At 40.3% G+C, this 21,908-nt stretch carries 21 protein-coding genes and 4 pseudogenes; 7 read left to right on the top strand and 18 right to left on the bottom strand.

Annotated features, from left to right (window positions below):
• Nucleotides 1-43 precede the first annotated feature (43 nt).
• The gene (locus FPZ49_RS19045; RefSeq protein ID WP_186445914.1) at nucleotides 44-1,288 is read right to left on the bottom strand and encodes a vWA domain-containing protein; all 1,245 of its coding nucleotides are present in this window, start codon (nucleotides 1,286-1,288) and stop codon (nucleotides 44-46) included.
• Nucleotides 1,289-1,570: 282 nt separating this feature from the next.
• Nucleotides 1,571-1,776, bottom strand: a pseudogene (locus tag FPZ49_RS19040) (sporulation initiation factor Spo0A C-terminal domain-containing protein); the annotation flags it as partial.
• 719 nt (nucleotides 1,777-2,495) lie between these two features.
• Here FPZ49_RS19040 and FPZ49_RS19035 point away from each other — a divergent pair.
• Nucleotides 2,496-3,119 (top strand): EcsC family protein, encoded by a 624-nt coding sequence (locus FPZ49_RS19035; protein WP_261381489.1) that lies wholly within the window; start codon nucleotides 2,496-2,498, stop codon nucleotides 3,117-3,119.
• Nucleotides 3,120-3,500: 381 nt separating this feature from the next.
• Here the strand turns inward: FPZ49_RS19035 and FPZ49_RS37510 are convergent, their stop codons facing one another.
• The 5 genes and pseudogenes from FPZ49_RS37510 to FPZ49_RS19010 form a co-directional block, all read right to left on the bottom strand.
• On the bottom strand, nucleotides 3,501-3,812 hold the full coding sequence (locus FPZ49_RS37510) for a YkgJ family cysteine cluster protein (RefSeq protein WP_144849853.1): 312 nt from the start codon (nucleotides 3,810-3,812) through the stop codon (nucleotides 3,501-3,503).
• A complete protein-coding gene (locus FPZ49_RS19025; protein ID WP_144849851.1) occupies nucleotides 3,805-4,203 on the bottom strand; it encodes a hypothetical protein in 399 nt (132 codons plus the stop codon). The genes FPZ49_RS37510 and FPZ49_RS19025 overlap by 8 nt, the downstream gene beginning before the upstream one ends.
• Before the next feature lie 108 nt (nucleotides 4,204-4,311).
• Nucleotides 4,312-4,518 (bottom strand): hypothetical protein, encoded by a 207-nt coding sequence (locus FPZ49_RS19020; protein ID WP_144849849.1) that lies wholly within the window; start codon nucleotides 4,516-4,518, stop codon nucleotides 4,312-4,314.
• Nucleotides 4,519-4,804: 286 nt separating this feature from the next.
• Nucleotides 4,805-5,857: a PD-(D/E)XK nuclease family protein gene (locus FPZ49_RS19015; protein ID WP_144849847.1), complete on the bottom strand. Its 1,053-nt coding sequence runs from the start codon at nucleotides 5,855-5,857 to the stop codon at nucleotides 4,805-4,807.
• Between the two features lie 579 nt (nucleotides 5,858-6,436).
• Nucleotides 6,437-6,943, bottom strand: a pseudogene (locus FPZ49_RS19010) (recombinase family protein); the annotation flags it as partial.
• A gap of 38 nt (nucleotides 6,944-6,981) precedes the next feature.
• Between FPZ49_RS19010 and FPZ49_RS36875 the strand changes: the two are divergent.
• Together FPZ49_RS36875 and FPZ49_RS37505 are read left to right on the top strand one after the other, a co-directional pair.
• Nucleotides 6,982-7,110, top strand: a complete 129-nt coding sequence (locus FPZ49_RS36875) for a hypothetical protein (protein ID WP_261381488.1) — start codon at nucleotides 6,982-6,984, stop codon at nucleotides 7,108-7,110.
• Complete coding sequence (locus tag FPZ49_RS37505; RefSeq protein WP_186445913.1) at nucleotides 7,097-7,288, top strand: HNH endonuclease; 192 nt, start codon at nucleotides 7,097-7,099, stop codon at nucleotides 7,286-7,288. Before FPZ49_RS36875 ends, FPZ49_RS37505 begins: the two co-directional genes overlap by 14 nt.
• Before the next feature lie 187 nt (nucleotides 7,289-7,475).
• Here FPZ49_RS37505 and FPZ49_RS19000 read toward each other — a convergent pair whose 3' ends face one another.
• From FPZ49_RS19000 to FPZ49_RS37500, 6 genes and pseudogenes are all read right to left on the bottom strand, one after another.
• A complete protein-coding gene (locus tag FPZ49_RS19000) occupies nucleotides 7,476-7,850 on the bottom strand; it encodes a hypothetical protein (RefSeq protein WP_144849843.1) in 375 nt (124 codons plus the stop codon).
• A gap of 57 nt (nucleotides 7,851-7,907) precedes the next feature.
• Nucleotides 7,908-8,813: an ATP-dependent DNA ligase gene (locus FPZ49_RS18995; protein WP_144849841.1), complete on the bottom strand. Its 906-nt coding sequence runs from the start codon at nucleotides 8,811-8,813 to the stop codon at nucleotides 7,908-7,910.
• A gap of 606 nt (nucleotides 8,814-9,419) precedes the next feature.
• A complete protein-coding gene (locus FPZ49_RS18990; RefSeq protein WP_144849839.1) occupies nucleotides 9,420-9,698 on the bottom strand; it encodes a DUF6881 domain-containing protein in 279 nt (92 codons plus the stop codon).
• Between the two features lie 165 nt (nucleotides 9,699-9,863).
• Nucleotides 9,864-10,241 carry a hypothetical protein gene (locus FPZ49_RS18985; RefSeq protein ID WP_144849837.1) on the bottom strand — a complete coding sequence of 126 codons (378 nt, stop codon included), beginning with the start codon at nucleotides 10,239-10,241 and terminating at the stop codon, nucleotides 9,864-9,866.
• 74 nt (nucleotides 10,242-10,315) lie between these two features.
• Nucleotides 10,316-10,612: pseudogene (locus FPZ49_RS18980) on the bottom strand (barstar family protein); the annotation flags it as partial.
• Nucleotides 10,613-10,939: 327 nt separating this feature from the next.
• A complete protein-coding gene (locus tag FPZ49_RS37500) occupies nucleotides 10,940-11,161 on the bottom strand; it encodes a recombinase family protein (RefSeq protein WP_391563841.1) in 222 nt (73 codons plus the stop codon).
• A 289-nt stretch (nucleotides 11,162-11,450) separates the two neighbouring features.
• Between FPZ49_RS37500 and FPZ49_RS18970 the strand changes: the two genes are divergently transcribed.
• From FPZ49_RS18970 to FPZ49_RS18955, 4 genes are read left to right on the top strand one after another with little or no spacing between them, the layout of a single operon-like run.
• Complete coding sequence (locus FPZ49_RS18970) at nucleotides 11,451-11,885, top strand: DUF6431 domain-containing protein (protein ID WP_261381487.1); 435 nt, start codon at nucleotides 11,451-11,453, stop codon at nucleotides 11,883-11,885.
• Nucleotides 11,886-11,921: 36 nt separating this feature from the next.
• Nucleotides 11,922-13,274 (top strand): DDE-type integrase/transposase/recombinase, encoded by a 1,353-nt coding sequence (locus tag FPZ49_RS18965; RefSeq protein ID WP_144849833.1) that lies wholly within the window; start codon nucleotides 11,922-11,924, stop codon nucleotides 13,272-13,274.
• On the top strand, nucleotides 13,267-14,067 hold the full coding sequence (locus FPZ49_RS18960) for an ExeA family protein (protein WP_144849831.1): 801 nt from the start codon (nucleotides 13,267-13,269) through the stop codon (nucleotides 14,065-14,067). The genes FPZ49_RS18965 and FPZ49_RS18960 overlap by 8 nt, the downstream gene beginning before the upstream one ends.
• Complete coding sequence (locus FPZ49_RS18955) at nucleotides 14,064-14,288, top strand: DUF5348 domain-containing protein (protein ID WP_144849829.1); 225 nt, start codon at nucleotides 14,064-14,066, stop codon at nucleotides 14,286-14,288. Before FPZ49_RS18960 ends, FPZ49_RS18955 begins: the two co-directional genes overlap by 4 nt.
• Nucleotides 14,289-14,867: 579 nt before the next feature.
• Here FPZ49_RS18955 and FPZ49_RS18950 read toward each other — a convergent pair.
• The 5 genes and pseudogenes from FPZ49_RS18950 to FPZ49_RS18925 all read right to left on the bottom strand — a co-directional run bounded on the left by FPZ49_RS18950 (nucleotide 14,868) and on the right by FPZ49_RS18925 (nucleotide 21,879).
• A complete protein-coding gene (locus FPZ49_RS18950) occupies nucleotides 14,868-15,194 on the bottom strand; it encodes a nucleoside triphosphate pyrophosphohydrolase (RefSeq protein WP_144849827.1) in 327 nt (108 codons plus the stop codon).
• Nucleotides 15,195-15,314: 120 nt separating this feature from the next.
• Nucleotides 15,315-15,875, bottom strand: coding sequence for a DUF6155 family protein (locus FPZ49_RS18945; RefSeq protein WP_144849825.1), 561 nt, complete (start codon nucleotides 15,873-15,875; stop codon nucleotides 15,315-15,317).
• A 43-nt stretch (nucleotides 15,876-15,918) separates the two neighbouring features.
• The gene (locus tag FPZ49_RS18940; protein WP_144849821.1) at nucleotides 15,919-18,366 is read right to left on the bottom strand and encodes a TOTE conflict system archaeo-eukaryotic primase domain-containing protein; all 2,448 of its coding nucleotides are present in this window, start codon (nucleotides 18,364-18,366) and stop codon (nucleotides 15,919-15,921) included.
• A gap of 877 nt (nucleotides 18,367-19,243) precedes the next feature.
• A pseudogene (locus FPZ49_RS18930) lies at nucleotides 19,244-19,516 on the bottom strand (transposase); the annotation flags it as partial.
• 626 nt (nucleotides 19,517-20,142) lie between these two features.
• On the bottom strand, nucleotides 20,143-21,879 hold the full coding sequence (locus tag FPZ49_RS18925; protein ID WP_186445910.1) for a sensor histidine kinase: 1,737 nt from the start codon (nucleotides 21,877-21,879) through the stop codon (nucleotides 20,143-20,145).
• Nucleotides 21,880-21,908 lie beyond the last annotated feature (29 nt).

The following is a 21,908-nucleotide window of genomic DNA, read 5'->3' as shown; positions in this document are numbered from 1 at the left end:
ATAAATAGTTATTTCGACCTATGAATGGGAGAGTCCTTCTACCCTACTTCTTTCTTTTCATTTGCCGGTACTTTTGCTCATGTAGCGATTTTCTTGTATTACTGGAGTACGTAAAATTTTCGAGATGATCGTAGAGCATTCGGGCTTCTTCCCGCAGTTCGGCATCATCCGATTGAACAGCGGAACATAGCATCGCATCAGCTTGCTGTTGCAGCAGCTGTTTGCCGGTTTCCACGTCTCCGAGGTCAAAAGCAGCAATGGCGTGCTGAATGGTCATGGCTGACTCGGTGATTTGAACTTGTTTTTCAATGTGAGGATTGGAGGAATTGTTGATCAAGTCGATGTCGTTGGTAAAGTTCGCTTCAATCGCATACTGCATCGTGCAAATCTTAACCTCTTCCGTAACATCAACAAAGTCCCATTGGAGCTCGAGGGCTCTTCCCTTCCCGACTGCGTACGGAAATAAAGACAGCTCAATGAGCACAGACTTTGTTTCTTGAGCAAACACATCTCCCAAAGTGAGCATCAGGCCTCGCTCTGACTCTTCCGCATTGTACCCATAGATATGAGTGATGCTTGCTGCTTCCGTTGGTTTTATGGTTAGCTGCACATTTTGGGCTATAACTGACAGTAAACCCGTTAATTCCTTTGAAAAAATTCCTGGAACATCTTCAGGCTTTTCAATAAAGTAAAAGTTGCCGCCGCCGCTATCTGCGATCCCTTCCATGAGTTCTTCATCAAACCCATCTCCAACGCCCATTGTCGTAACTCCAACACCCATACCCTGAAATTCCTTCACAATGGATTGAAGTTTCAACGGATCTGTAATGCCTTGATTTGCGTGGCCATCCGATAGTAAAATAACTCGATTGATGCTGCCCTCCCGTTTGCTCTTCAACACGTATTGAATGCCCTGCAGCAATCCCCCGCTTAAGTTCGTTGAACCACCGGTTTGAATAGATTCGATCCGTTGCTTCATGAGATCCTTATGCATTATGTTCTGAGGCTGAAGAACCGTCGTAACTTCATCATCAAACACCACTATACTTAGCGTATCGTCCGATACCATTTGATCGATAACATACTGACATGCCTTCTTGCTGAATGCCAACGGAGCCCCGCTCATCGATCCACTGCGGTCCAGTACTAATGAGATGTTCATTGACGCGCGTTCTGTCTGCATCGTTGCTGTTCCCTTCAGCTCCAGCAGCAAAAATGCTTTTTCGGTGCCTCCCGTAGGCCAGTAATTTTTGTTCCAGGCATGCGTCAGTTGAATCGATGGGTTCATCTTCAGCTCTCCTCTTATCATGTTCTGATAAGAATGTAACATAGGCTTCTGTCATCATCGTGTCAGCGAACGTATGTTTTGAAAAGAAGATCATATTGTTCAATTCGGTTATAAAAATGAAAAAACCTTGATTGCTCAAGGTTTTCTAGTTAGTAGCCTGATGGGAAATGATCTCTGAATGCCTAAGCTGAATTTCAGAAAACTCAATTATTAAAGTTTGGGTACTAGTCGGTATATTGGGGGCAAGGATGTTCACGTCTACGTCTCTATAGATACTCTACTCTAAATTCCCAACTTATCCGCTACATACCCTATAAACTCGCTGTTTGTCGGCTTCACTTTCGAGATATTAATCGTATATCCGAACAGATGGCTGATGCTGTCGATGTTGCCGCGCGTCCAAGCGACTTCAATCGCATGACGGATGGCGCGTTCGACGCGGCTAGGCATTGTTTTGTGTTTTTTGCGATGGCAGGATACAACGTTTTTAAACCGTAAACTCTTCCCATCTCACTATGTATTTGTAGGTGTTTTCGCCAATGTTTATTGGCTTTCTTCAATTATAAAAGTTACCCTCATACTAAACAAGATCAAAGCCCATAAACTTATTAAAAACTTGCCTTCTGAAGCTCTCCCAAATCCCCTTGAACAACTAAATCCTTGTCCAAGCCGTAGCACAACGACTTTAGCGCAGATAAGCTTTTCCTAGAAGGCCGCTGTTATTTGTTACAGCTTGTATCGACAACCGCTGCTATCCTTTCCCCTTGCAAAATAACTATCAATAGGTCAATAGTACATTGTATTCAAAATAGTATTTAATAGAAAAGTATGTACTATCGTTTCGCTTTTAGCCACTTAGCTGGCTTTTCCGGCGCTAAACGACTCTGTCATCTTACAGTAGTGCGTTGATTTTTGGATCAGCGATAAAGAAGTAATATATACACTTCTTTTTATTGCTCACACCAAGTCTAAAAGCCAGTTGCTACAGAACATCTGAGTAAACGACCGTCCGTTTTCCTTGATATAACAGCATTTTTATTTTTATAAAATAATGAGTTTTATCAAAACTAACACACACTGGCTGCGTTTCTTTCTTTACTAAGTCCCTTACTATTACAAAAGATTAATTCATTCGACAAAAAATTACACACAGTACAGCCTCCCTCTAGTATTATTATACTAATAATACATAAAGGAGTAGGCTAACTTGGCAAAATTAACCCAAAGCGTCATTATGAAATCTTTAGATTGGGCTTATGATAAAGCTATTAATGGTGTCCCTGGCTTGGATTCAGCCGAAGAGATGGCGAGAGATTATCTTGCTAAAGGGACATCTGTAGAAGAAAGTATTAAATCACTAATCAAATGGCAGGTATCAAAATCTGCTACATCAGGCTTCTTATCTGGTTTAGGCGGCATAATTGCAATGCCAGTAACAATCCCAGCTAATATAGCCAGTGTTATGTACGTACAAGTCCGCATGATAGCAGCAATTGCTTACATAGGAGGACATAATATTAGGGATGATAAAGTGAAATCTCTAGTTTACATGTGCTTATGTGGTAACGGAGCCAAAGACATTTTAAAAGAAGCTGGCATTGTTATTGGCACTAAACTTACTCAATCAGCAATTTCTAAAATTTCAGGCACAGTAATAACAAAAATTAATCAAGCTGTAGGTTTTCGTCTACTAACTAAATTTGGCCAAACGGGTGTCGTAAATATCGGAAAGGCAGTACCTTTAATTGGAGGCTTAGTTGGTGCAACATTTGATGGCGCTTCAACTGCAACAATTGGTAAAATTGCGAAGGATATGTTCATTACAAAATAAAAAGAAATCAAAACATTTATAATAGTGTTTGAGTCGTACCATTATTGGGTTAAAACACAAAAGAGACACAGCGAAGAAAGTGCCGCAGTGTCTCTTTTAAGTTGGTGGCGTAAGCCATGTTAAATTAGGTTAAAATCAGAGCTTAGTCTATCGTATACATTAAAGGCCAGAGATCAATTAGTGAAGCCATATAAATAACTTAATAAAAAGCCAAATGGAGCAATCATTAGATCGCCCCATTTGGCTTGCAAATTAATTACTTTTTTTCAATAATTTTTTTTGTTATTGCTGTTGCTGCACTTATCGCAACTTGTGTGGCTACTTTTTTTGCAATTGTCGAAGTTGCTGCTGCAACTAGGAAAGGTAGTGGCATAGAATTATTCACTCCTGTTTTTTATCAATGTAGTCTAATTTTATTAATTTGTTGGTAGGTATACCGAAATTACTTTGCAGTTCTCTACATATTTTTAAATTCTCAATATAAAAAGCTTCCTTAGTAAACGTGGAACTAAAATGCTTCTGATACATGATATTGACTCTACAAACTTCAGGTCGATTTTCATATATCTGGCACTTGTTGTCTTTTAAATACTTACAGACGCCGTCACCTTGATCGTAATCTTGCAGTTCAGAGATGCCATTAATATTTGAACAACATAAACCACATTCATTACATGGAAAATCACTAAGCATACACTAATTTATAGCCTTCTTCATAAATTGCATTTACTTTTTTAACCCAATCTTTACATTCTTGGTATTGCGCTTCCGAAAAATTAAAAGACTCTTGTAATTGTTTAATAGTCAGTTTTTCTTCATCATCATAATTTCCATCAACAAAAACAAGAGAAAGTGCTTCTATAAATACTGCTTTTTTAGTTTGTTCGTCATCAAAAACTGGCACAATTTCATTTAAAGCCAGGTTCTTAAACTGATACTCATTGTTTAGGTACATTTCATTTCTATATTGAACAAGCAACTTTTCTTCTTCAACTGTAATGATGCCGTTAGATAACGCAATTAGGTGAGCCAGCTCTAAAAAAGCTTCTTTCTTTTCATTAGTAGTTAGTCGATTCAGAAACATTTTATAATCTCCTCCAAGATGTGTTCAATCTAATAGAATATTACCTAAATATGTATCAATTAGCAATGTTTTTTTTACAAAGTTAGACATTAACATACATATAAAAACCTAGTATCTTTTTTTCCAATGCCCACAAGAGTTCCATGCTTTTTTAATAAAATGGTTATTATAACAAATATTTTTCTCTTCTGAATCATATTCAAAAAAATTCATCATTCCTGATTTGGGTTTAACTTGTGTTCCCCCTGCCTGTCCATTCCAAAACGAACACATTGCACAAATCTTAGCTGTTGGACTACACGTCTTAAGAATCATTAGAGAATTGCCCCTCTCTGTTTTTCAATTTAGAATAATAAAAATTACATTAATGTAATCACCTAATACGTGCAGGTTAAGTGCAGCTGTTGAATGCCTAAGCAATTATGAATTACAAGAGTCATAAAAAAAGTCCAAGAGGTTCTTCCTCATAGGACTTCATGCCGGATGCTTTCGAGCATTAATTGAACCATCAATGGGTATTTTGAAAAAAACGATTTTTGATTATCGTCGGAATACCTTGGCCATTCATAGGATCATCTTTCCTCTTCAGAAATGCCAGCGTTCAATACCTCAAGTAATCATTTGTTTCTTCAAGTAATTGAAGAGCCGCAATCCAACGACCATTTTGTCTTGCTGAGCCTGTTAAGGCTTTTAATACCTCTCTTCCTAATGTAAATGTATCTTTGGGTTTTCCATTTTTATAATCAGTAGCCACATCCAATTCCAGTTGTTCAATAATATTTTTTAGCATTCCTAAAACATTATCTACTTTACTACCACTCTTATTTTCAACAATTACAATTGCTCTTGACTTTAATCTGTTAATCGAATAAGATTTCCGACTGACAATTACGATTGCTGTCTGTTGAATTTCAGGTTGTATCTTTTTGTCATATAGCGGCAATTCGCCATAACTCATCGTTTTCTTAATATATAAAATAAAATTTTCTAAGGTAGTTTTAACGCATTCAGACATAGAACCATGGTCGATAATATCTTGTAGTATATCAACTATCGAGTGCATTTCAACTGCTCCAGATTCTTCAATCGCTTTTTTTGCTTCATTCGCTTTCATTACTTCACCTGCTTTTTTTACACTGTTAGCAATGCGTTGCATAGTACTAATACTGTCATTCCACCTAATCCATAACTTCTTGTCAGTTCCTAATAAACTATCTTTAAGGGTATTAAACTCTTCTTTCAATTTAGACCCTTTATCCTTTACAGGCGTTAAAAATACCATAACAATTTTTACATCGTTCTGAACATTTCGCTTTATGCCTTCGTACTCTTCTTTAAATTGGTCTTTATCAGCGCTATTAGATTGTATTTTATTTTCAATAGCAATCCTATATTTTTCAATTCCATTTTCTGTAATTCTGATCTCTATATCAACAATCCGCTTAAAGCCGGATATAACATAAGGAACCTCCTTCAGAATCTTAAAAACATATTCACTTTTATTTAATGATTCTCCGATTCTTTTTTCAATTATCTCTATAAAATTAACTAATACACTATCCCCTAAACCATGATCACTACGTTTATCCAAAAGGTAAGCAAACATCGAACTCAAATTCACCTCGCTAAGTGATAACGCGAAAAAAATATTCATAATCCTTCCTCCAATGTGTGAACTATATCACTCTTGTTTTAATTTGAACTCAACAGCAAAGAACTCTTCTTCTTTATCTCAAATAAAACATCTTACCCTTGGCTCCTAAAAAGTCACTTTCCTCCATACTACTCCCTGCTAACTATTAGTTCATAAAAGTTACTTTCTTAGTCCATCCAGCTGATAGCCATGAACGCGAGTGTGAGTGGTTTCCAACTTGTTCATTTGCCCACCATGCGTTTTATTTGTATCCTGATGCAGGAAGTTTGAAACCCAGTATGTCTTCGACTTCTGAAGAGTCCGAATCAAAGGATTAGTACTTTACACCTGACTTTACCATAAGTACGCTAATCATAATCTAAAATTTTCTTATGAATCTGTCCTTAGAAGCGCCTAGCCCTTATTGGAAATAGCAATCCCATAAATCGGTAAGAACTATCCCCGACCCCCTTATTAAAACAATCGTTTGTTTTATCAAACAAAACAGCGCCACCAGAAGGCAGCGCCGGAATCATTTATATGGATTGTATTGCCTTCGTTAGTCATGCTCTGACGGTTCAACCTAGCTCATTGTCGTATTCATTCAGCAACTGCAATCTCTTTTATCTTTGCATATATCGTTGATCGTGGCACTCCTGTCATTTTTGATATGTCATTAACGCTTAAACCATTTGATTCTCTCTCCGCAAACAATCTTAACGCTTGTTTGACTTGCTTATCATCTTGTCCTTTCCGGCCCATATGTTTGCCTTGTGCTTTTGCCCTTTCTCTCCCTTCCGCCGTTCTCTCGTTGATTAGATCACGCTCAAATTCAGCGATAGCCCCCAGCAAAGTAAACATCAGCTTTCCTGCCGGAGTCGTAAAATCAATCTGTTCCTTAATAAAAATCAAGCCAATCCCTCTGGCCTCCAATCCCCTTGCTATTCTGTGCAGATCATATGTAGATCGCGCCAACCTATCCAACTTATAAACCACAAGGTTGTCGCCTTCCCTTATGTATTCCAGAGCATTCTTCAATTCCTGCCTGTCACTTTTGGCGCCGCTTTTCTTCTCCATAAAAATCTTGGTACAGCCGTATTTTTTCAAAGCATCAAGTTGAAAACTTACATGTAAAGGAGTACATCATGACTATTCCCATTACAACTGTTGAACGAATTGAAAAAGCCATGAAGATGTTCGATGATGAATTAAGAGATAAACCAGATTGGCAAGGTTGGATGAATAAGAAATCCCATAAGTTTGCCATTTTGTAGCTGTCAGATATGTGGATTTAGTGGAAAAGAGGAATATGGGGAATCTGTAATTGAAGCGCATCACATTGAAGAATTTTCTTTGACACAAAACAATAAGCCGGATAATATCTTGATTCTTTGTCCTAATCATCATAGGTTGGTACATAAGGCGAATGGTAAATTTGCAGCGATTCAATAACGAACGTAATCTCAATGGCGAAAGAGAGCTTGAAAATAGTCTGCTTGAAATGTCAGAGTATTGGTTCAATGGATAATCTTGTACCACCAACCTCAAACCCTGATGAAATGTGGGCATCCTGTAGAGTTAGTTTGATACCAACTTCATTACTTCAGCACACATTTATATCGAAATTAAGGACTTTGATTCAAGAAGAAAAGCTTTGCTGCGTTATAAAAGAACACGCAATGCTCCTACAGATTAAATATCCAAATGAAAATTGGGATAACACAACTTGTCTAATCGAAAAATTTTTGAAGACCAATACGAAGCCTTCATTATCTGGAACTATGTCTGAATACTTGTAGGTAGTCAAAAATTTCAAATTATCCCTCATTACAATACAATCAATATACCCGTTGCCAACTGGCTGAACTTGATACAACGTATCTTTCCACAAAATGGCAAACTTATGGGATTTCTTATTCATCCAACCTTGCCAATCTGGTTTATCTCTTAATTCATCATCGAACATCTTCATGGCTTTTTCAATTCGTTCAACAGTTGTAATGGGAATAGTCATGATGTACTCCTTTACATGTAAGTCTCATACAACTTGATTATAATATTTATGTCTTAATTAGGATAGCCAAACACACTCTTCAGGCTTCTTATTCGTCAAGAACCCCCTAAATACCGTTGTCCTTAATTGGTGCATATCTGTCCTTTCCAGAAATTCAATCCGGCAACATAAACGCGGCTCAATCCATTGTGTTTTCTGATCCCTAACTGTATGCAACTGCTGTGCGAATGCCAAAAACGCCTGCTTATCTTCCGACTTAAATCCAAACTCAACAACGCCCACTGGCTTGTTCTTGATTGTCTTAAAATTCAAGCCTATGACAAGTCCAAATGGCTCTGTTCTATATCCTAAGACAATAACATCAATGGTTTTGAAATGCTTGATCTTTAACCAATCCGGCGACTTCTTGTCAAAGTAATACTTTGAATCCTTCCGCTTCGCTACGATACCTTCCATATCCCTTTCCTTTGTCAGAGCGAATAACGTCTTACCTTGACCATCTACATACATTGTTTTAGTCAGAGCCGGCGTATCAACCACAATGTCATTAAGACGCTCCTTGCGCTGCATTAACGGCTCTTTTATATGCTCTTTATCAGTATACAGCACATCAAACGCTACGAACGTTGCCGGATGGGTATTGGCCGCCTGCTCGATCCTTGCTGAATTACTTAATCTGCCGCGATAAGAGAAATCATCAAAAACAGGTCTGCCACAACGTAGGCAAATGCCTTCACAATCCAGAATGACCGTATGTGCTTTAATTGCCGCCGCAGCTTCCTTTATCTCTGGAAACTTGCTTGTTACGATATTTCCGTAACGTGTATAAGCTTCAATACGCTCACCTTGCTTATGCAACAGAATACGCCAGCCATCCCACTTAGGCTCATAAATAAAACTTTCATCGTCAAAAGCTTCTTTTCCTATACTTACAATCATTGGCATTAATGGTATAAAGAGCATGTTCTCACCCCGTACTAATTGTCGCCCTAACTGAACCAAACTAAAACAGAGAAAGCCGCATGCAAAACTGCAGCGGCGCGGATCATTAAATCATCTCTTTATTGACTTTATAACCATTTGCTCATGAGCTTCTTAATCCTATTCATTATCCCATCACTACCTATTTCGTTAAAAACATCAAAAAATGGTTCGTAAGCTTTTTCTTCAGTAATCTTTGATGAATAAAGCTACTTCTGCTTTACAATAAATGCTTCTTGAATCAAAGTCCTTAATTTCGATATAAATGTGTGCTGAAGTAATGAAGTTGGTATCAAACTTATTTGCTGTTAGGGTGTTCGAGATAATGTCTTTAAGCGGTCGAACGTAAAATAATAATGGCGATATATTCATTTCATTAGGAGTGATATTTTCATTCATAATGTCTATTACCACTTCATTTATCGCTAAAAGCTTTGCTGCGTTATAAATTCAATCAGCCATATACCCTTTTTTATGATAGCAGAGGGTACTCATATAAGATTGGATTAGGTTGTGTGGCAGACCATTTAACAATCTTGTACTTGGCATGTAGAATACCTACCTTAAAAAATCAATGAAATCCATGTTTTATCTAATTACATTTTCGTTCCAAAACTTTTCAAATTCCTCTTTGCTTATGTATCTTGGCTTAAATTGTGGGTCAGATGCAATCTCATTTAAATCAGGTATTGGTTCAATGGATAATCTTGTACCACCAACCTCAAACCCTGATGAAGCATAACCAACTTTCCCATTTGGAAATACTTCAATTTTTCTTACTTCATTTTGTTGTTGATCCAGTTCGGACAGCAATAATGAAGGCTCATCTGGCAAGTCGTGAATCCATTCCACTAAGATATAATTCATCAATATGCTTCCCTTCAATGAAATTGCTCTTTCATCTTGTTTTAATACCGCTTCCAGTCATCTGGACAACAAGCAACCAAATCCCTGTCATAACACACTTATTCCCTTCGATATAGTCAGTAGGAGTATATCTGAAAGGCTCTTTAAGTGCGTTTTCGATATCTTCTAATGTCTGGAATTGGTTGAGTTTACCAATCGTTTATCAAAAAAATTCATAAGTGAATTTACTTTTTCCTTATCTGCTTCATACAAATCATTCTGCAACTTACTGAACCAACCATCATAATAATCAGACTTTGGACCTCCCATACCATGTGGGCATCCTGTAGAGTTTAATGGCTCAACATAACACCACCAAGAGACATCGCTGATAAGTACCCCTAAAGCAGTTATCTCTTGAATAAACTGCTTCAAATTATCCCTCATTACAATACAATCAATATACCCGTTGCCAACTGGCTGAACTTGATACAACGTAAGAATACGTTCTAACTGTTCGACTAAATTTTTCTTATTAGCTTCGAGGTATTCAAAATATTTCATCACATTTCCCTCTTCCAAATAACATACTTCGTGTGGGGGTAATTGCCAGTTATCTTAATAAAATCGTGCTTTCATTAAAGTCCTCTGCTCTTATTTAGCCATTCTTCGTTATTCCAAAGAACACGCAATGCTCCTACAGATTGAATATCCAAATGTGGGTCATTTGAATGTAAAAAAGCTATTAGCTTTTTTTGACTACCTACAAGTAACCTCCATGAATTACCCTGTATAATGTCTAACAAATGATATGCCATATCCTTGCATCTGGCATTGAACTTATCAAAATTTTTGAAGACCAATACGAAGCCTTCATTATCTGGAACTATGTCTGAAAGGCAATCATTAAAGGCATCCAAATTTCTCCCATAATAGCTTGGAAGTTGCCCTTTTGTCCATTTTTAAACGCCTTGGAATTCGAGTAAATGTAACTGCTAAAACAACGACCGTCACAAAAAAATAATACGCTCTTTGATATTCTTATATTTTGGAAACTTATATTTACATATTACCAATGAGCGATACGTCTTGTATCTAAATATTACTTAACAATGCCTTCCCCATATACATAGCGATTTACCATTATCAGCGCGATGAAAGTTAAAGACCTATGGCCCCTTCGCTTTATTCAATTAAAACACAAGGATGTAAATTATCCCCCCACCAAAAGAAGGTGCCTTTAAATACCAAAACCATCCCCATTAAAGGATGGCTTCGTGTTGACCGTCAGTAATAACATTACCATGCTTGTACTTTCCCTTGTAGATTTCCACACGTTCTAACATATCCTTGATGTGAACCTTACTCCATTTGCCACCTCGCTTAGTGGGCGTATTATTGTAGTTGAGAAAATCTGCGATAGCCTGTAGAGTCTTTCCGTCCTTTCTTTGTGTAAATACCTTTCGCACAACTTCTGCCTCTATGTTTCCGCTAATCCATAAAGTCCTAATGCTGACGCTAATGCCTGTCCGAATACTGACCGATATAATGACCAGATATTCAATTCAAGAAAGGAAAAAGACGCCTCCATTTAGATGTGGTACTGCGGGAACAGTATCACAGGAGACGTCTTCCACCTACACATGGTCATTGTATCAAAGTTTACGCTGGATGAGAAGGAGCAAGAAACCGGCGTTTTTTGTTAGGAGTGCGGAAATTGTTCCATGCCCGTGCTGTGGAGGCGAATTAAATGTTGCAGGGAGCCGCCGACGGGTGTGGTACAAAGGTTGTGGAGAAAGGGCAAAACTCATCATTCGTCGCCTTCACTGCGAGGCGTGTGAGAGAATCCATCATGAATTACCGGATCTTCTCGTTCCATATAAACGCTATGCTGCAGAAAGCATCGAAGGTGTATTATCGGAGCCGGAGCGTACGGACGTTGCAGCAGATGAATCTACCATCTACCGGTGGAAGAGTTGGTTCTTCGCCTGGGTCGTGTATGCAGCAGGCTGTTTGCAATCCATCGCCATTCGTTTCAACTTGCCTGTGAGGAATTCGTCTACTCCTTCCCAGTCCGCACTCCATTACCTTGGACGGTTCGTCGGCAACGCCGTCGGATGGCTGGCCAGAGTTGTCCGCCCCATTGCCAATTCAAATGTTTGGGTAACAGACCCGTTCTGCATTCCTGTCCGCGCCCCTCTGAGCTAGACTCATGTTAACCCTATAAAAATGGAGGCATGAGCATTGAAAGATCAGCGAAAAGCGGAAGAAATTGCAGTGTTGCGAATGCAGTTGTTGTCGCCGCTTTTGGCCGCTGGATTGGATTCAGCTAAGGCCAGTCAAATTAAAGCGGCAATTTGTGAGCAGACGGGCTTGTCCGAGCGAACCTTGCGACGGTATTTGGCACAGTATCGGCAAGATGGATTCAGCGGGCTCAGACCGAAGGCCAAAGCTAAAAAATCTACGACAGATGCTATCCCGGTGGAGCTGCTGGAAGAGGCGGTCCTCCTACGACGTGAAGTTCCTAGTCGCAGTGTGAGCCAAATTATACAGATCCTTGAATGGGAAGGAAAAGCCCGGCGTGGGCAACTCAAACGTAGCACTCTACAAGAAAAACTTGCAGCGCGTGGGTATAGCTCCAGGCAGATGCGGATGTATGCAAGTAGCGGCGTGGCTGCCCGACGCTTTCAAAAACGTCACCGTAATGGTATGTGGCAGAGCGACATCAAATATGGCCCCTTTCTACCCATTGGACCGGATGGTGTGAGCAAGCAGGTTTATCTAGTACTATTCGTGGATGACGCAACGCGTTTCGTGCTTCACGGGGCGTTCTACGAGTCACTCGAGCAGGCCATCGTCGAAGATTGTTTCCGCAAAGCTATCGAAAAATACGGGGTTCCGGAAGCCGTTTACTTCGACAATGGGAAACAGTATCGAACAAAATGGATGAATCGAGCATGCTCCAAGCTGGGCATCCGTCTTCTTTTTGCCAAGCCCTATTCGCCCGAATCTAAAGGCAAAGTAGAGCGATTAAACGGTATCGTGCAAGGATTTCTGAATGAGGTTCAACTCGAGAAGCCGCAATCACTGGATCAACTGAACGCATGGTTTCAGGTATGGCTTTCGGAATGCCATCAGAACAAACCACACTCTGCTTTAGAGGAGAAGAGCCCGGAGACGGTATTTCGGAGCGATACGAAAATTCTACGCTTCGTGAAGCCGGAGATTCTCGCAAACGCGTTTCTCCACTGTGAAAATCGGAAGGTTGACAAGGCCGGCTGCATTAGCTTCATGGGCAAGAAATACGAGGTTGGAATCCTGTTTATCGGACGAACGGTTCAAGTGGTCTATGATCCCGCCGACATTATAGAGGTGACGATCGAATACGAGGGACATTCCCCCTGGAAGGCCCGAGAGCTAGTCATTGGCGAACGATCCGGGAAGCGTCCGACGTTGCCGGAACATATACAAAAAGAACCGGTGGACACCTCACGTCTTCTGAGGGGAGCCAATCAGAAACATCAAGAACGCCAAGAACTGCAAGCCCCTGCCGTCTCCTACCGGTCAGTCCCGAAAGAGGTGAATGCAGATGTTTGAATCGTTCTATGAGCTTGGTCGCACACCGTTTTCACGGGATATCCCTACTGAAGAACTCTACGAATCCGTTATGTTGGAAGAAACACTGGGCAGGCTGGAATATGCCGCGGAGCGTCAACTCTTTGCCGTTATCACCGGTGATTGTGGAACAGGAAAAACGACAACGATTCGCCGGTTTACAACGGCGCTAGATGCAGCAAAGTATAAGATTCTGTACCTGTCAGACTCCAAACTCACACCTCGCCACTTCTATAAAGGAATGCTCGAGCAACTCGGTTGCGAGTCGAAGTTCTACCGTGGGGACGCCAAGCGACAGTTGCACCGAGAGATTGAGCTTATGCGTGGAATTTATCAGCTTCAACCGGTTGTGGTCGTGGACGAGGCCCATCTGCTAGATCGAGAAATGCTCGAAGAAGTACGGTTCCTGCTGAACTTCAAGATGGACGCGCAAAGTCCCATGGCACTTATCCTGGTTGGACAAAGCGAACTCTGGGACAGACTTCGTCTGCAAGCTTACGCCGCTATTCGCCAACGAATCGACCTGCAGTGCAAGTTGCCACATCTTGACCGGGCACAGTCCGGAGCATACATAAAGCGTCATCTCGCATATGCCGGCGTCCAGCACGATATCTTCTCTGATGGAGCTGTCGATGAAATTTACCGCTTCTCCAGCGGGTCCGCTCGGCTCATCAACAAAGTGTGTACCCACAGCCTTATTTATGGTGCACAGAACAGACGTCGTATTATTGACGATCATATGGTGAAACACGTCATACAAGGTGAGTTGCTATGAAACGCCAGTGGAGAACAATGATGTATAGTCGTGCGTCGGGACGCTGGGAGGTCCATATAAATGGATGGTTATACGAGCTCAATTGCGGTGAGTGGTTAGAAATACGCATAGGTGACAAAGGGATACCGTGTAGGATCGAGTTAGATCGGGACTGGTACGTGATAATGCGAGAAGCTCGGTTTAATTTAAGAAAGAAGGACACCTATCAAGTAGAGATCTGAAATGTTCGGGAAGTAGAGATATTACATCTCTGTCTTCCCGTTGCTATATCCCTAACGGTCAGATCAACGGTCAACCATCTGACAGTAGTCTTCGTCAATTTCGGGTCAAGATAACGAATCAGTAACATTCGATCCCGAATCATTGGAGAATTTTCGTTTCAATATCAGATACACACCGATGATAACAAAAATAAGTGTAATAATTCCCAGGAAATAGTTCATTGCATGCCTCCACTTTTATATTAAAATTTGCACATTGCAATTCTAATTCGACTCAGCTCTTATACCAAGTGATCCCTTATCTTGGTTCCACTCTAACTGAAATTCAATAATTAAAGCATAAAAAAGACGCGTATTAATGCCCCTTTACAGAACATTAACGCGTCCTTCATTTAGAATATGGCGGAAATCGAAGTTAACACTTTTTGTCCTTGGATCTGAGGTGTAATATTATTTTTCTACAAAAATACCAGAATCCCTCTTTTATGGACAATATTAAATTAAATTTAGAGTTGCTCCTTTAGTCCTCTTTACTTCGCGTAATAAATCCCTTTGGGCTAAACATTACAGTAATAACATTCACGTATCTTGAACATCAATCAAGAAGATTCTTTCCTTAAACCCTCCCCGCTTCACCGCTTTAGTTGAGCGAATCAGTTCAAGTTGCTCGACTGTCGAGCCATGTATAGCTGTCAATGCATGAAGTAATTCGAGTATGTCGGATAATTCCTCCATTGCACTGGTGTTATCGACAGCCTCAAGATATTCATTTAGCTCTTCAGCTAATTTAGTACGAAGTTCGAGGCGATATTCGAACTCATCTAGGATCCGAGTGTTATAGGTTTTTCCTTCCCGTGCAATTATTTCCGGGATTAGATCTCGAACTAATTTGTTGTAAGTAGGCATGAGTACGCTCCGCTCTATTATATTAAGTTGTAGATCTCAATATTAAATTCTGGATTAGCTAAAACAGGGTAATATAAATGAGCACTGTTAATGGGAACCCAGTGCTCTGATATGTTCGAGTTAACCCACCTCTGGATCTTCCTCATACACTACGGCAAAATTGTAAAACAAATCAGCTAGTTGATCATGAAATCCCCAACCAACCCCTCTCGTATTTCGAACAATTGCCCTTAGCCTATCCTGAAATACATGATATAAACCGCTGCCGCTATCATTAATTTTATTTAAAACATTTTGATACATGGAAGCCATACTATAATAATATGATTCATACATATCACCATAATCGTTAGTAAACTCCACCCCCAACTCTACGTAATAAATCATTAATTCTATCGTTCTGGCTAGATTATTGCTAAGCTTGGTGAACTCGGAAATTGCCTTCTTAGCTTCCGCCAATTTAATCTTGGGTTCACCGCGATTAGGATAAAACTGGTTCAATATTTTCTTCTTTGCTTCATCAAACAACTGATTTTCCGTACTTTCAGGCTCCAGCATCATGTGAATGTATTTCTTTACTTCCGCACTAGATTTATAACAATCGATAATAATGGAGACTAGCTCTTCAGCTTTATACGTTTTTAATTGCTTTTTAAGCTCTGGAAGTGAAAGCTTGGTCATATTGAATCTCTTCCCTTTCATATATGAAAATTATTCTGCCCCTTTACAATTCCATACCGCTATATCCCATGCCACGATAGCCCTTTACTCTCTTCCTATACATGCTCATGAGAAGTGGCACCTGGATATCGACATAATCATAAATCTGCACATCTTGTTTGTTTACATGTGATCGGTGTAATCTCCCTGCGTATTGCTGCAAGCTCCCTTTCCAAGAGATCGGATGAACTAAAAATAACGTATCTAGCCTAGCATCGTCGAAACCCTCTCCAATCAATTTGCCGGTAGCTATAAAGACTCGCTCTTCCGTATCAGGTATGCTTGCTATCCGCTGCCGGAGTGCCTCTCGCTGCTTTTTACCCATCCCCCCACGTAATACAATCACGTTTTTCGCGAACTTTTCCAGTTTCTTTTCGAAATATTCAACATGAGCTGTTCGCTCTGCCAATAAAATTGGAGATCTTCCTTGATCTAAACACTTTAACAAATCATCAAATATTAGCTCATTCCTTTTCTCATCATCTACCAGTAACTGATAGACAGTCTGTATTGAGGCGTTCGCCATTTGAGAAGGTAGTTGAAAAGATGTATACCTTGGCAATACTTTATGTTCAAATCCTCTTGCAAAAGCTTGAGACTTCGCATCAATTCTAGTTCGAATAGGACCGCACTGCATAAGTACAATAGGTTGCTGCCCATCCTGCCGTGTTGGAGTAGCCGTCAGACCAACGACATATTTGGCATTGGCCTTTTTCAGTACTTGTTCAAAACTAAATGCCGAAACATGATGACACTCGTCCACAATGATCTGTCCGTAGTCCGTTAAGTAATCCTTAATTTGACCTTTATTGTTTAAGCTTTGAATGACAGCTATATCGATAATACCCGTCCGTTTTTCCTTTCCGCCCCCAATAGCACCAATATTTTTTGTACCTATATCTAGAAAAGTACTTAATCTTTCCTTCCACTGGTCCATTAACTCACGGCGATGCACCAAAACTAACGTGTTCACTTTTCTAGAAGCGATTATGGAAGCTCCCACCACCGTTTTCCCAAAAGCAGTTGTAGCGGAAAGAATCCCCGTGTCATGAGCTAGGATCGACCTAGCCGCGGCATCCTGTAGAATTGAAAGTTGACCAGTAAAATTCACGTCCACTTCTATTCCTTTGTTTCTCTCATCAGCAATTGATAATTCCACACCATATTTCTCAAACAAATTTGAAACCATTTGGAGACAACCTCTAGGCAGCGCAATATGTTTAGAAAAATCCTCAGCACAGCCAATTACACGGGGTTTTCCAAACGTAGGTAAACGCATAGCTTGAGTTTTATAAAAGTCTGGATTTTGAAAAGATGCAAGCCGCCCGATTTGGTTAATCATCCATGCTGACAAGCCATTCTTCTCAATATATATCATATTTGAAAGGATGAGATGCACCTTCGACGGTAGTAAGATATCAACTCGTACTTCCTCAAAGTCAAGCTGCTGTTTTTCCCATGGTTTGTCCTCATCCATTACCTCATCCCAAATACCGACGTTAAGAACTTTTCCATCCCTTGTAACTTCATGTACTTTGCCCTCAACCTGAGATAAGGTCATTTTCCTTAAACCAGATAAAAAACTCCACTGATCTTCATAAGGGGTAAAATTCTCGTCTACGAAAACACTATTCCCTTCTTTCCGAGGGCCTCCTTGCATAGGTAGAGCTATCAAGTTGCCGAAGCCCCCTTTCGGCAGCGTATCTTGATTAGGGAATAATCGGTCGTAGGAATCCAGACCAAGCTCGTATCTGTTTTCCATCGTCTTGGTTAAAAGAACAGATCCAAATTTCCGAGCCAAACTTGCCTCAAGTGGCCGGTCAAAAAATATCCATATATGCCCCCCATTTCCTGAACGGGAGCGTTCCAATGCAGCAGGCACCTGTAGTTTTCTGCATGTATCCATAACAGCAGCAGCATCCTGCTTCCAATTATTTTTATCAAAATCAATGGCTAGAAACCAGCACGTTTCGTCTTCGAGCATCGGGTAAACTCCGATAGTCCGATTTATCTTTGCATCGAGATGATTAGATATAATGTCGTCAGTTATAGGAAGAAACTCTCTATGAGAGCAATCTGAACATTTGACTTGAGGCTTCTTACATACAAATGACCATTCGTTCTTACACGCCGGTGAGTACCCCGATTTCCCTGTTTTGCTCTCCCACCTATTTGGATATACGTCTTCACGACCACGAAATAGACTCCGAAATAAAGCAATCTTTTCTCTCGGAGTAGAGTAATTATGGACGGTGCCCTCTTCAGGTTCTATCTTGGCGATATCATCCTTTATCATAAAAGTATCATTAGATACAGGAGGATATATTGAACTAGTTGATTCAAACTTATCTTTTGAAAAATTAGCAAGCTTATGCTTCAATTGATGATTCTCTTGTTTCAATCGTTCTATTTCTCTCAAAGCAAGCTCAAGCTTTCTTTCAAGATCCTTCATATTTCCTCCGGTATACAATCGTTCTAAGATTAGTTTATCATATGAAGAACTGAGACTTGAACATGAAAAAAGTAAGCGTCTAATAAGTTAGTGTATAGTAACCTCCCTTAGTCTTTGAGACAATTCCCTTAATTGGAGTTTGTAGAGTTTTTCGACTTCGATCGAAAAACTCCAAAGGGAGGTCTAGAGTTGAATACCAGGGAAGTTACTAACCAGTATCGATTAAACAAATGGACTGAGATTGTCCGAGAATGTCGTAGTAGTGATCAAACATCTGCGTGGTGTGCTGATCATGACATTAATCCTAAAAACGCATTATTATTGGTTGAGGCGCGTGCGCGCTGCCGCTTGTGAGCCCTCCCGTCACTTTATTCTCAAAGCAACCCATTGCCAATCCAATAATAAATTTGTAATCAATGTTAGTGAAAAATCTATTACTATGCAGATGAATTCAAACGGTTGTTCATTGATTAGATGAACTTATTAATACTATTAATCTTACTAATTTTATTAAGATTAATAGTATTCACAACCTGTCAACCTACTCCTCTATATCGCATGATTTTGTTTTTTTTCAACACGCTGAAACTGGTTTGTATGGCTGTTTTTTAACTTTGAAGTGAGGAAATTTAAGAATATGGCAAATAGGACACCACGATCATGATCTGCCCGGCTAGATTTCTCGAATTCTTCTCGGCAAGCGAGAATTATTAGCAAAGAGTGGTTTTCTCGACCTAGAAACGTCATCAGAAGTCAAGCACTTTCTTTATGGCGCTGAGCCTAGTTCCTATATCGCTTTTTCTGCCTTTCATTCCGAGGTGATTCTTCAGTAACTCGATAAGCTTGTCCACTTGCATTACCCACCTTTCTGGGTACACCAATGAGGCGGCCAGTTTGTCTGAATTTCGCGCTCCAACTGCCGCTCTGAACGAATCCCGTAAAAGTAACCAAGAAAAATCATTTTGAAAAGAACAAGAGGATCAATAGCGGGGCGACCATTGTCCTGGGAATAAAGATGACGAACTTTCTCATCAATGAAAGTGAAGTCAATGTGCTTATCAATCTTTCGAAGTAAGTGATCGGCAGGGACCAACTCCTCGATGGAGACCAACTCGTAATTTTGTTGTTTATCGCGGCTAGAGCGAAGCATAACAAGCACCATCCGTTCGTAAGTAGTAACTCAATTATATCATATTAACGCGGTGTCGTATTAAATTTATGGTTATAAAAAAGGCTATCGAGAGACTTTTTCGACAGCCTGACAAACCTCAGTTTTCTGATGTCTTCTCAAAAAGATAGTGGATTGGATAAGATCTCTGCACCCCCAACTAATTTCGATCAGTGAGGGGGATTCTTTTTTTAATGTACAAGTCGAATTAATAAAATAATTGGTGCTTCGTGCTCTACCGGCACTATTCGAAATTCGACCCTCTGCAGATGATCCATCATTTAGTATTGCATCAATAACTGCATCAATAATTAGTGCTAATACCATCGGTTATTCCGTCATTTGGCCACTACGTTTTAGTGTAGGCTTGGTGAAGGAGCGAGGTACGGTACTATGTTACTGGATAGCTCCGGCCGCCTGCTCCTGAGTGAAACCGACACGATTACGTCCATATCTGGTTTTGTGGACGTCATATCTCTTTTCTGCCTTCAGGTCCCCAAAAGGGTAGTTAATTTAACAACACTTAGCATTAAAATAACATTAGTTCGTGTTCATATCGTATTGACAATGTAGACACGAACTAATGTAATGTTGCCTTAATACTCTCCTTAATCAATTAAACAAGGCAGTACAATTTCCACAACAGCCCCACCCTCCGGAGCGTTCATAAACGTGATTCGAGCTTGGTCCTTATATAATAGATAAAGTCTTCGCTTTACATTCCAAATGCCGACGTGTTCACCGTTCTCCTTAATCAGATCCTGATCAGACTGCAGCAGGTGCAGAACGTCATCGGGAAACCCCTTTCCCGTATCACTGATCCGGATTCTTATGCCATCTCCGCCGTTTACTGTTACTGATTGAATCATGATCCGTATCTGTATGGGGTCGTCTGTAGTAACCGAATGCTTAATCGTATTCTCAACAAACGTTTGTACGACAAGCGGCGGAACCTTCGTATTCTCGAATGCTTCCACTTCTTCAATCTCGTAGGTGAGATGCCTCGGAAAACGCAAAAGCTGGATATTGAGATAGTTTTGAGTATGCTTGATTTCATCCTTTAGGGAAACGAACGTTAGGTTACTACGAAACATGAACCGGAAATATTCTACTAAGCTCAGCGACATCTCTTGAATTAATTCGTATTTTTTGGCCTGAGCGAGATGATAAACTATATTGAGTGAGTTCAAGAAAAAATGAGGATTGATTTGTAGCTGCAAATGCTTGAGTTCCGCCCTTTGGTTGTTCAGTTGTTCCTCGTACACGTCAATCTTCAGCTTTTGAATTTGGGAAACCATTTCATTAAACGTAGTGTGCATCACTTCAAACTCAGTGGATGCCGGATAGGTCGGAATTTGCGCATCCCAGTTCCCTTCCTTGATTCTTCGCATCGCCTTTACCATGCGGTTAACCGGGCGAAGAATCAATCCCCGCAAAATGAGCAGGAAAACAAGCAAGAGCATCACGAACCCGATCGGGACAAGCGATACAATTCTCTGAATGAGCGGCAAGTTCTCAACTACTCGATTATCCGGCATCAATACCATCAGACTAAAATCTCCCTTATGGGAGTGATCTCCAACCACTAAAAACTTAATCCTTGTACCGGTTATTTTGTATAGAGCATCACTATCAAGTGCAAGATCAATGCCATTTTCCTTTATAAACCGAGTATGATTCGTAGGCTCGGTGCTCCCCGAGCGTAAAACTGATATGCCTGTTTCCCCGAGATCGATCAGATTCATTGGAACCATCAGTCGCTCGACGTTTACCCAAGCACCTAAATACACACCGTTCATCTTAACAATATGGCAAAGAAAATAAGCCTCATCTATTTTCCGGACGCACCAGCTACTCAAGCAAACCGAGTCTACTGCGCCCTGAAGCATATTCGAAAGCAGCTTCCTTGCTTCAGTCCGCTCATCAAAGCTCATGGAAACATTAGGCCCCATTAGAAAATCATCATTGGATGAGGAATAAATGAAAAATGTATCCATCTGCTTGAAATTGTTAATATCGGCGGAGATTTTGTTGGACAATCGAAGTCTGGCCAGCTGATAACGAGACGTTTCGAAAGTATTGGGCTGATCCAACACGATCAGATCCGTCTCTTGCGCTGCCATTTTGTATAAATAATCGTCGGCTTCTTCCAAGGAGCGGTCGATTTGCCCCAAATACAGGGAAACCAAATTTTTATTGGACTGAGCGACCTGTTCACGAACAACCTTCCCTGCATAGACACTGTTATATATCATTAAAGCCATCAAGGGCAAAAAAATGAGAAGAAAAGTCAATCCGATTCGAAACCGCAGCGACTTGAGAAGCTCCTTACTAACGATGCGCATATTGCTGACCCCCATGATCAAGACTAGCT

This window comes from Paenibacillus cremeus (genome assembly GCF_007786445.1).
GTDB classification, from domain to species: domain Bacteria; phylum Bacillota; class Bacilli; order Paenibacillales; family NBRC-103111; genus Paenibacillus_G; species Paenibacillus_G cremeus.
The sequence above is the reverse complement of the archived record's forward strand: the minus strand, read 5'-3'. Positions and strand labels throughout refer to the sequence as shown.

What these genes read in the sequence shown, in the direction of transcription:
- FPZ49_RS19045 (WP_186445914.1), bottom strand. Translation starts at nt 1,288, where the DNA reads ATGAACCCATCGATTCAACTGACGCATGCCTGGAACAAAAATTACTGG.
- FPZ49_RS37510 (WP_144849853.1), bottom strand. Translation starts at nt 3,812, where the DNA reads ATGCTTAGTGATTTTCCATGTAATGAATGTGGTTTATGTTGTTCAAAT.
- FPZ49_RS19025 (WP_144849851.1), bottom strand. Translation starts at nt 4,203, where the DNA reads ATGTTTCTGAATCGACTAACTACTAATGAAAAGAAAGAAGCTTTTTTA.
- FPZ49_RS19020 (WP_144849849.1), bottom strand. Translation starts at nt 4,518, where the DNA reads ATGATTCTTAAGACGTGTAGTCCAACAGCTAAGATTTGTGCAATGTGT.
- FPZ49_RS19015 (WP_144849847.1), bottom strand. Translation starts at nt 5,857, where the DNA reads ATGAATATTTTTTTCGCGTTATCACTTAGCGAGGTGAATTTGAGTTCG.
- FPZ49_RS36875 (WP_261381488.1), top strand. Translation starts at nt 6,982, where the DNA reads ATGACTATTCCCATTACAACTGTTGAACGAATTGAAAAAGCCATGAAG.
- FPZ49_RS19000 (WP_144849843.1), bottom strand. Translation starts at nt 7,850, where the DNA reads ATGACTATTCCCATTACAACTGTTGAACGAATTGAAAAAGCCATGAAG.
- FPZ49_RS18995 (WP_144849841.1), bottom strand. Translation starts at nt 8,813, where the DNA reads ATGCTCTTTATACCATTAATGCCAATGATTGTAAGTATAGGAAAAGAA.
- FPZ49_RS18990 (WP_144849839.1), bottom strand. Translation starts at nt 9,698, where the DNA reads ATGAATTATATCTTAGTGGAATGGATTCACGACTTGCCAGATGAGCCT.
- FPZ49_RS18985 (WP_144849837.1), bottom strand. Translation starts at nt 10,241, where the DNA reads ATGAAATATTTTGAATACCTCGAAGCTAATAAGAAAAATTTAGTCGAA.
- FPZ49_RS18960 (WP_144849831.1), top strand. Translation starts at nt 13,267, where the DNA reads ATGTTTGAATCGTTCTATGAGCTTGGTCGCACACCGTTTTCACGGGAT.
- FPZ49_RS18955 (WP_144849829.1), top strand. Translation starts at nt 14,064, where the DNA reads ATGAAACGCCAGTGGAGAACAATGATGTATAGTCGTGCGTCGGGACGC.
- FPZ49_RS18950 (WP_144849827.1), bottom strand. Translation starts at nt 15,194, where the DNA reads ATGCCTACTTACAACAAATTAGTTCGAGATCTAATCCCGGAAATAATT.
- FPZ49_RS18945 (WP_144849825.1), bottom strand. Translation starts at nt 15,875, where the DNA reads ATGACCAAGCTTTCACTTCCAGAGCTTAAAAAGCAATTAAAAACGTAT.
- FPZ49_RS18940 (WP_144849821.1), bottom strand. Translation starts at nt 18,366, where the DNA reads ATGAAGGATCTTGAAAGAAAGCTTGAGCTTGCTTTGAGAGAAATAGAA.
- FPZ49_RS18925 (WP_186445910.1), bottom strand. Translation starts at nt 21,879, where the DNA reads ATGCGCATCGTTAGTAAGGAGCTTCTCAAGTCGCTGCGGTTTCGAATC.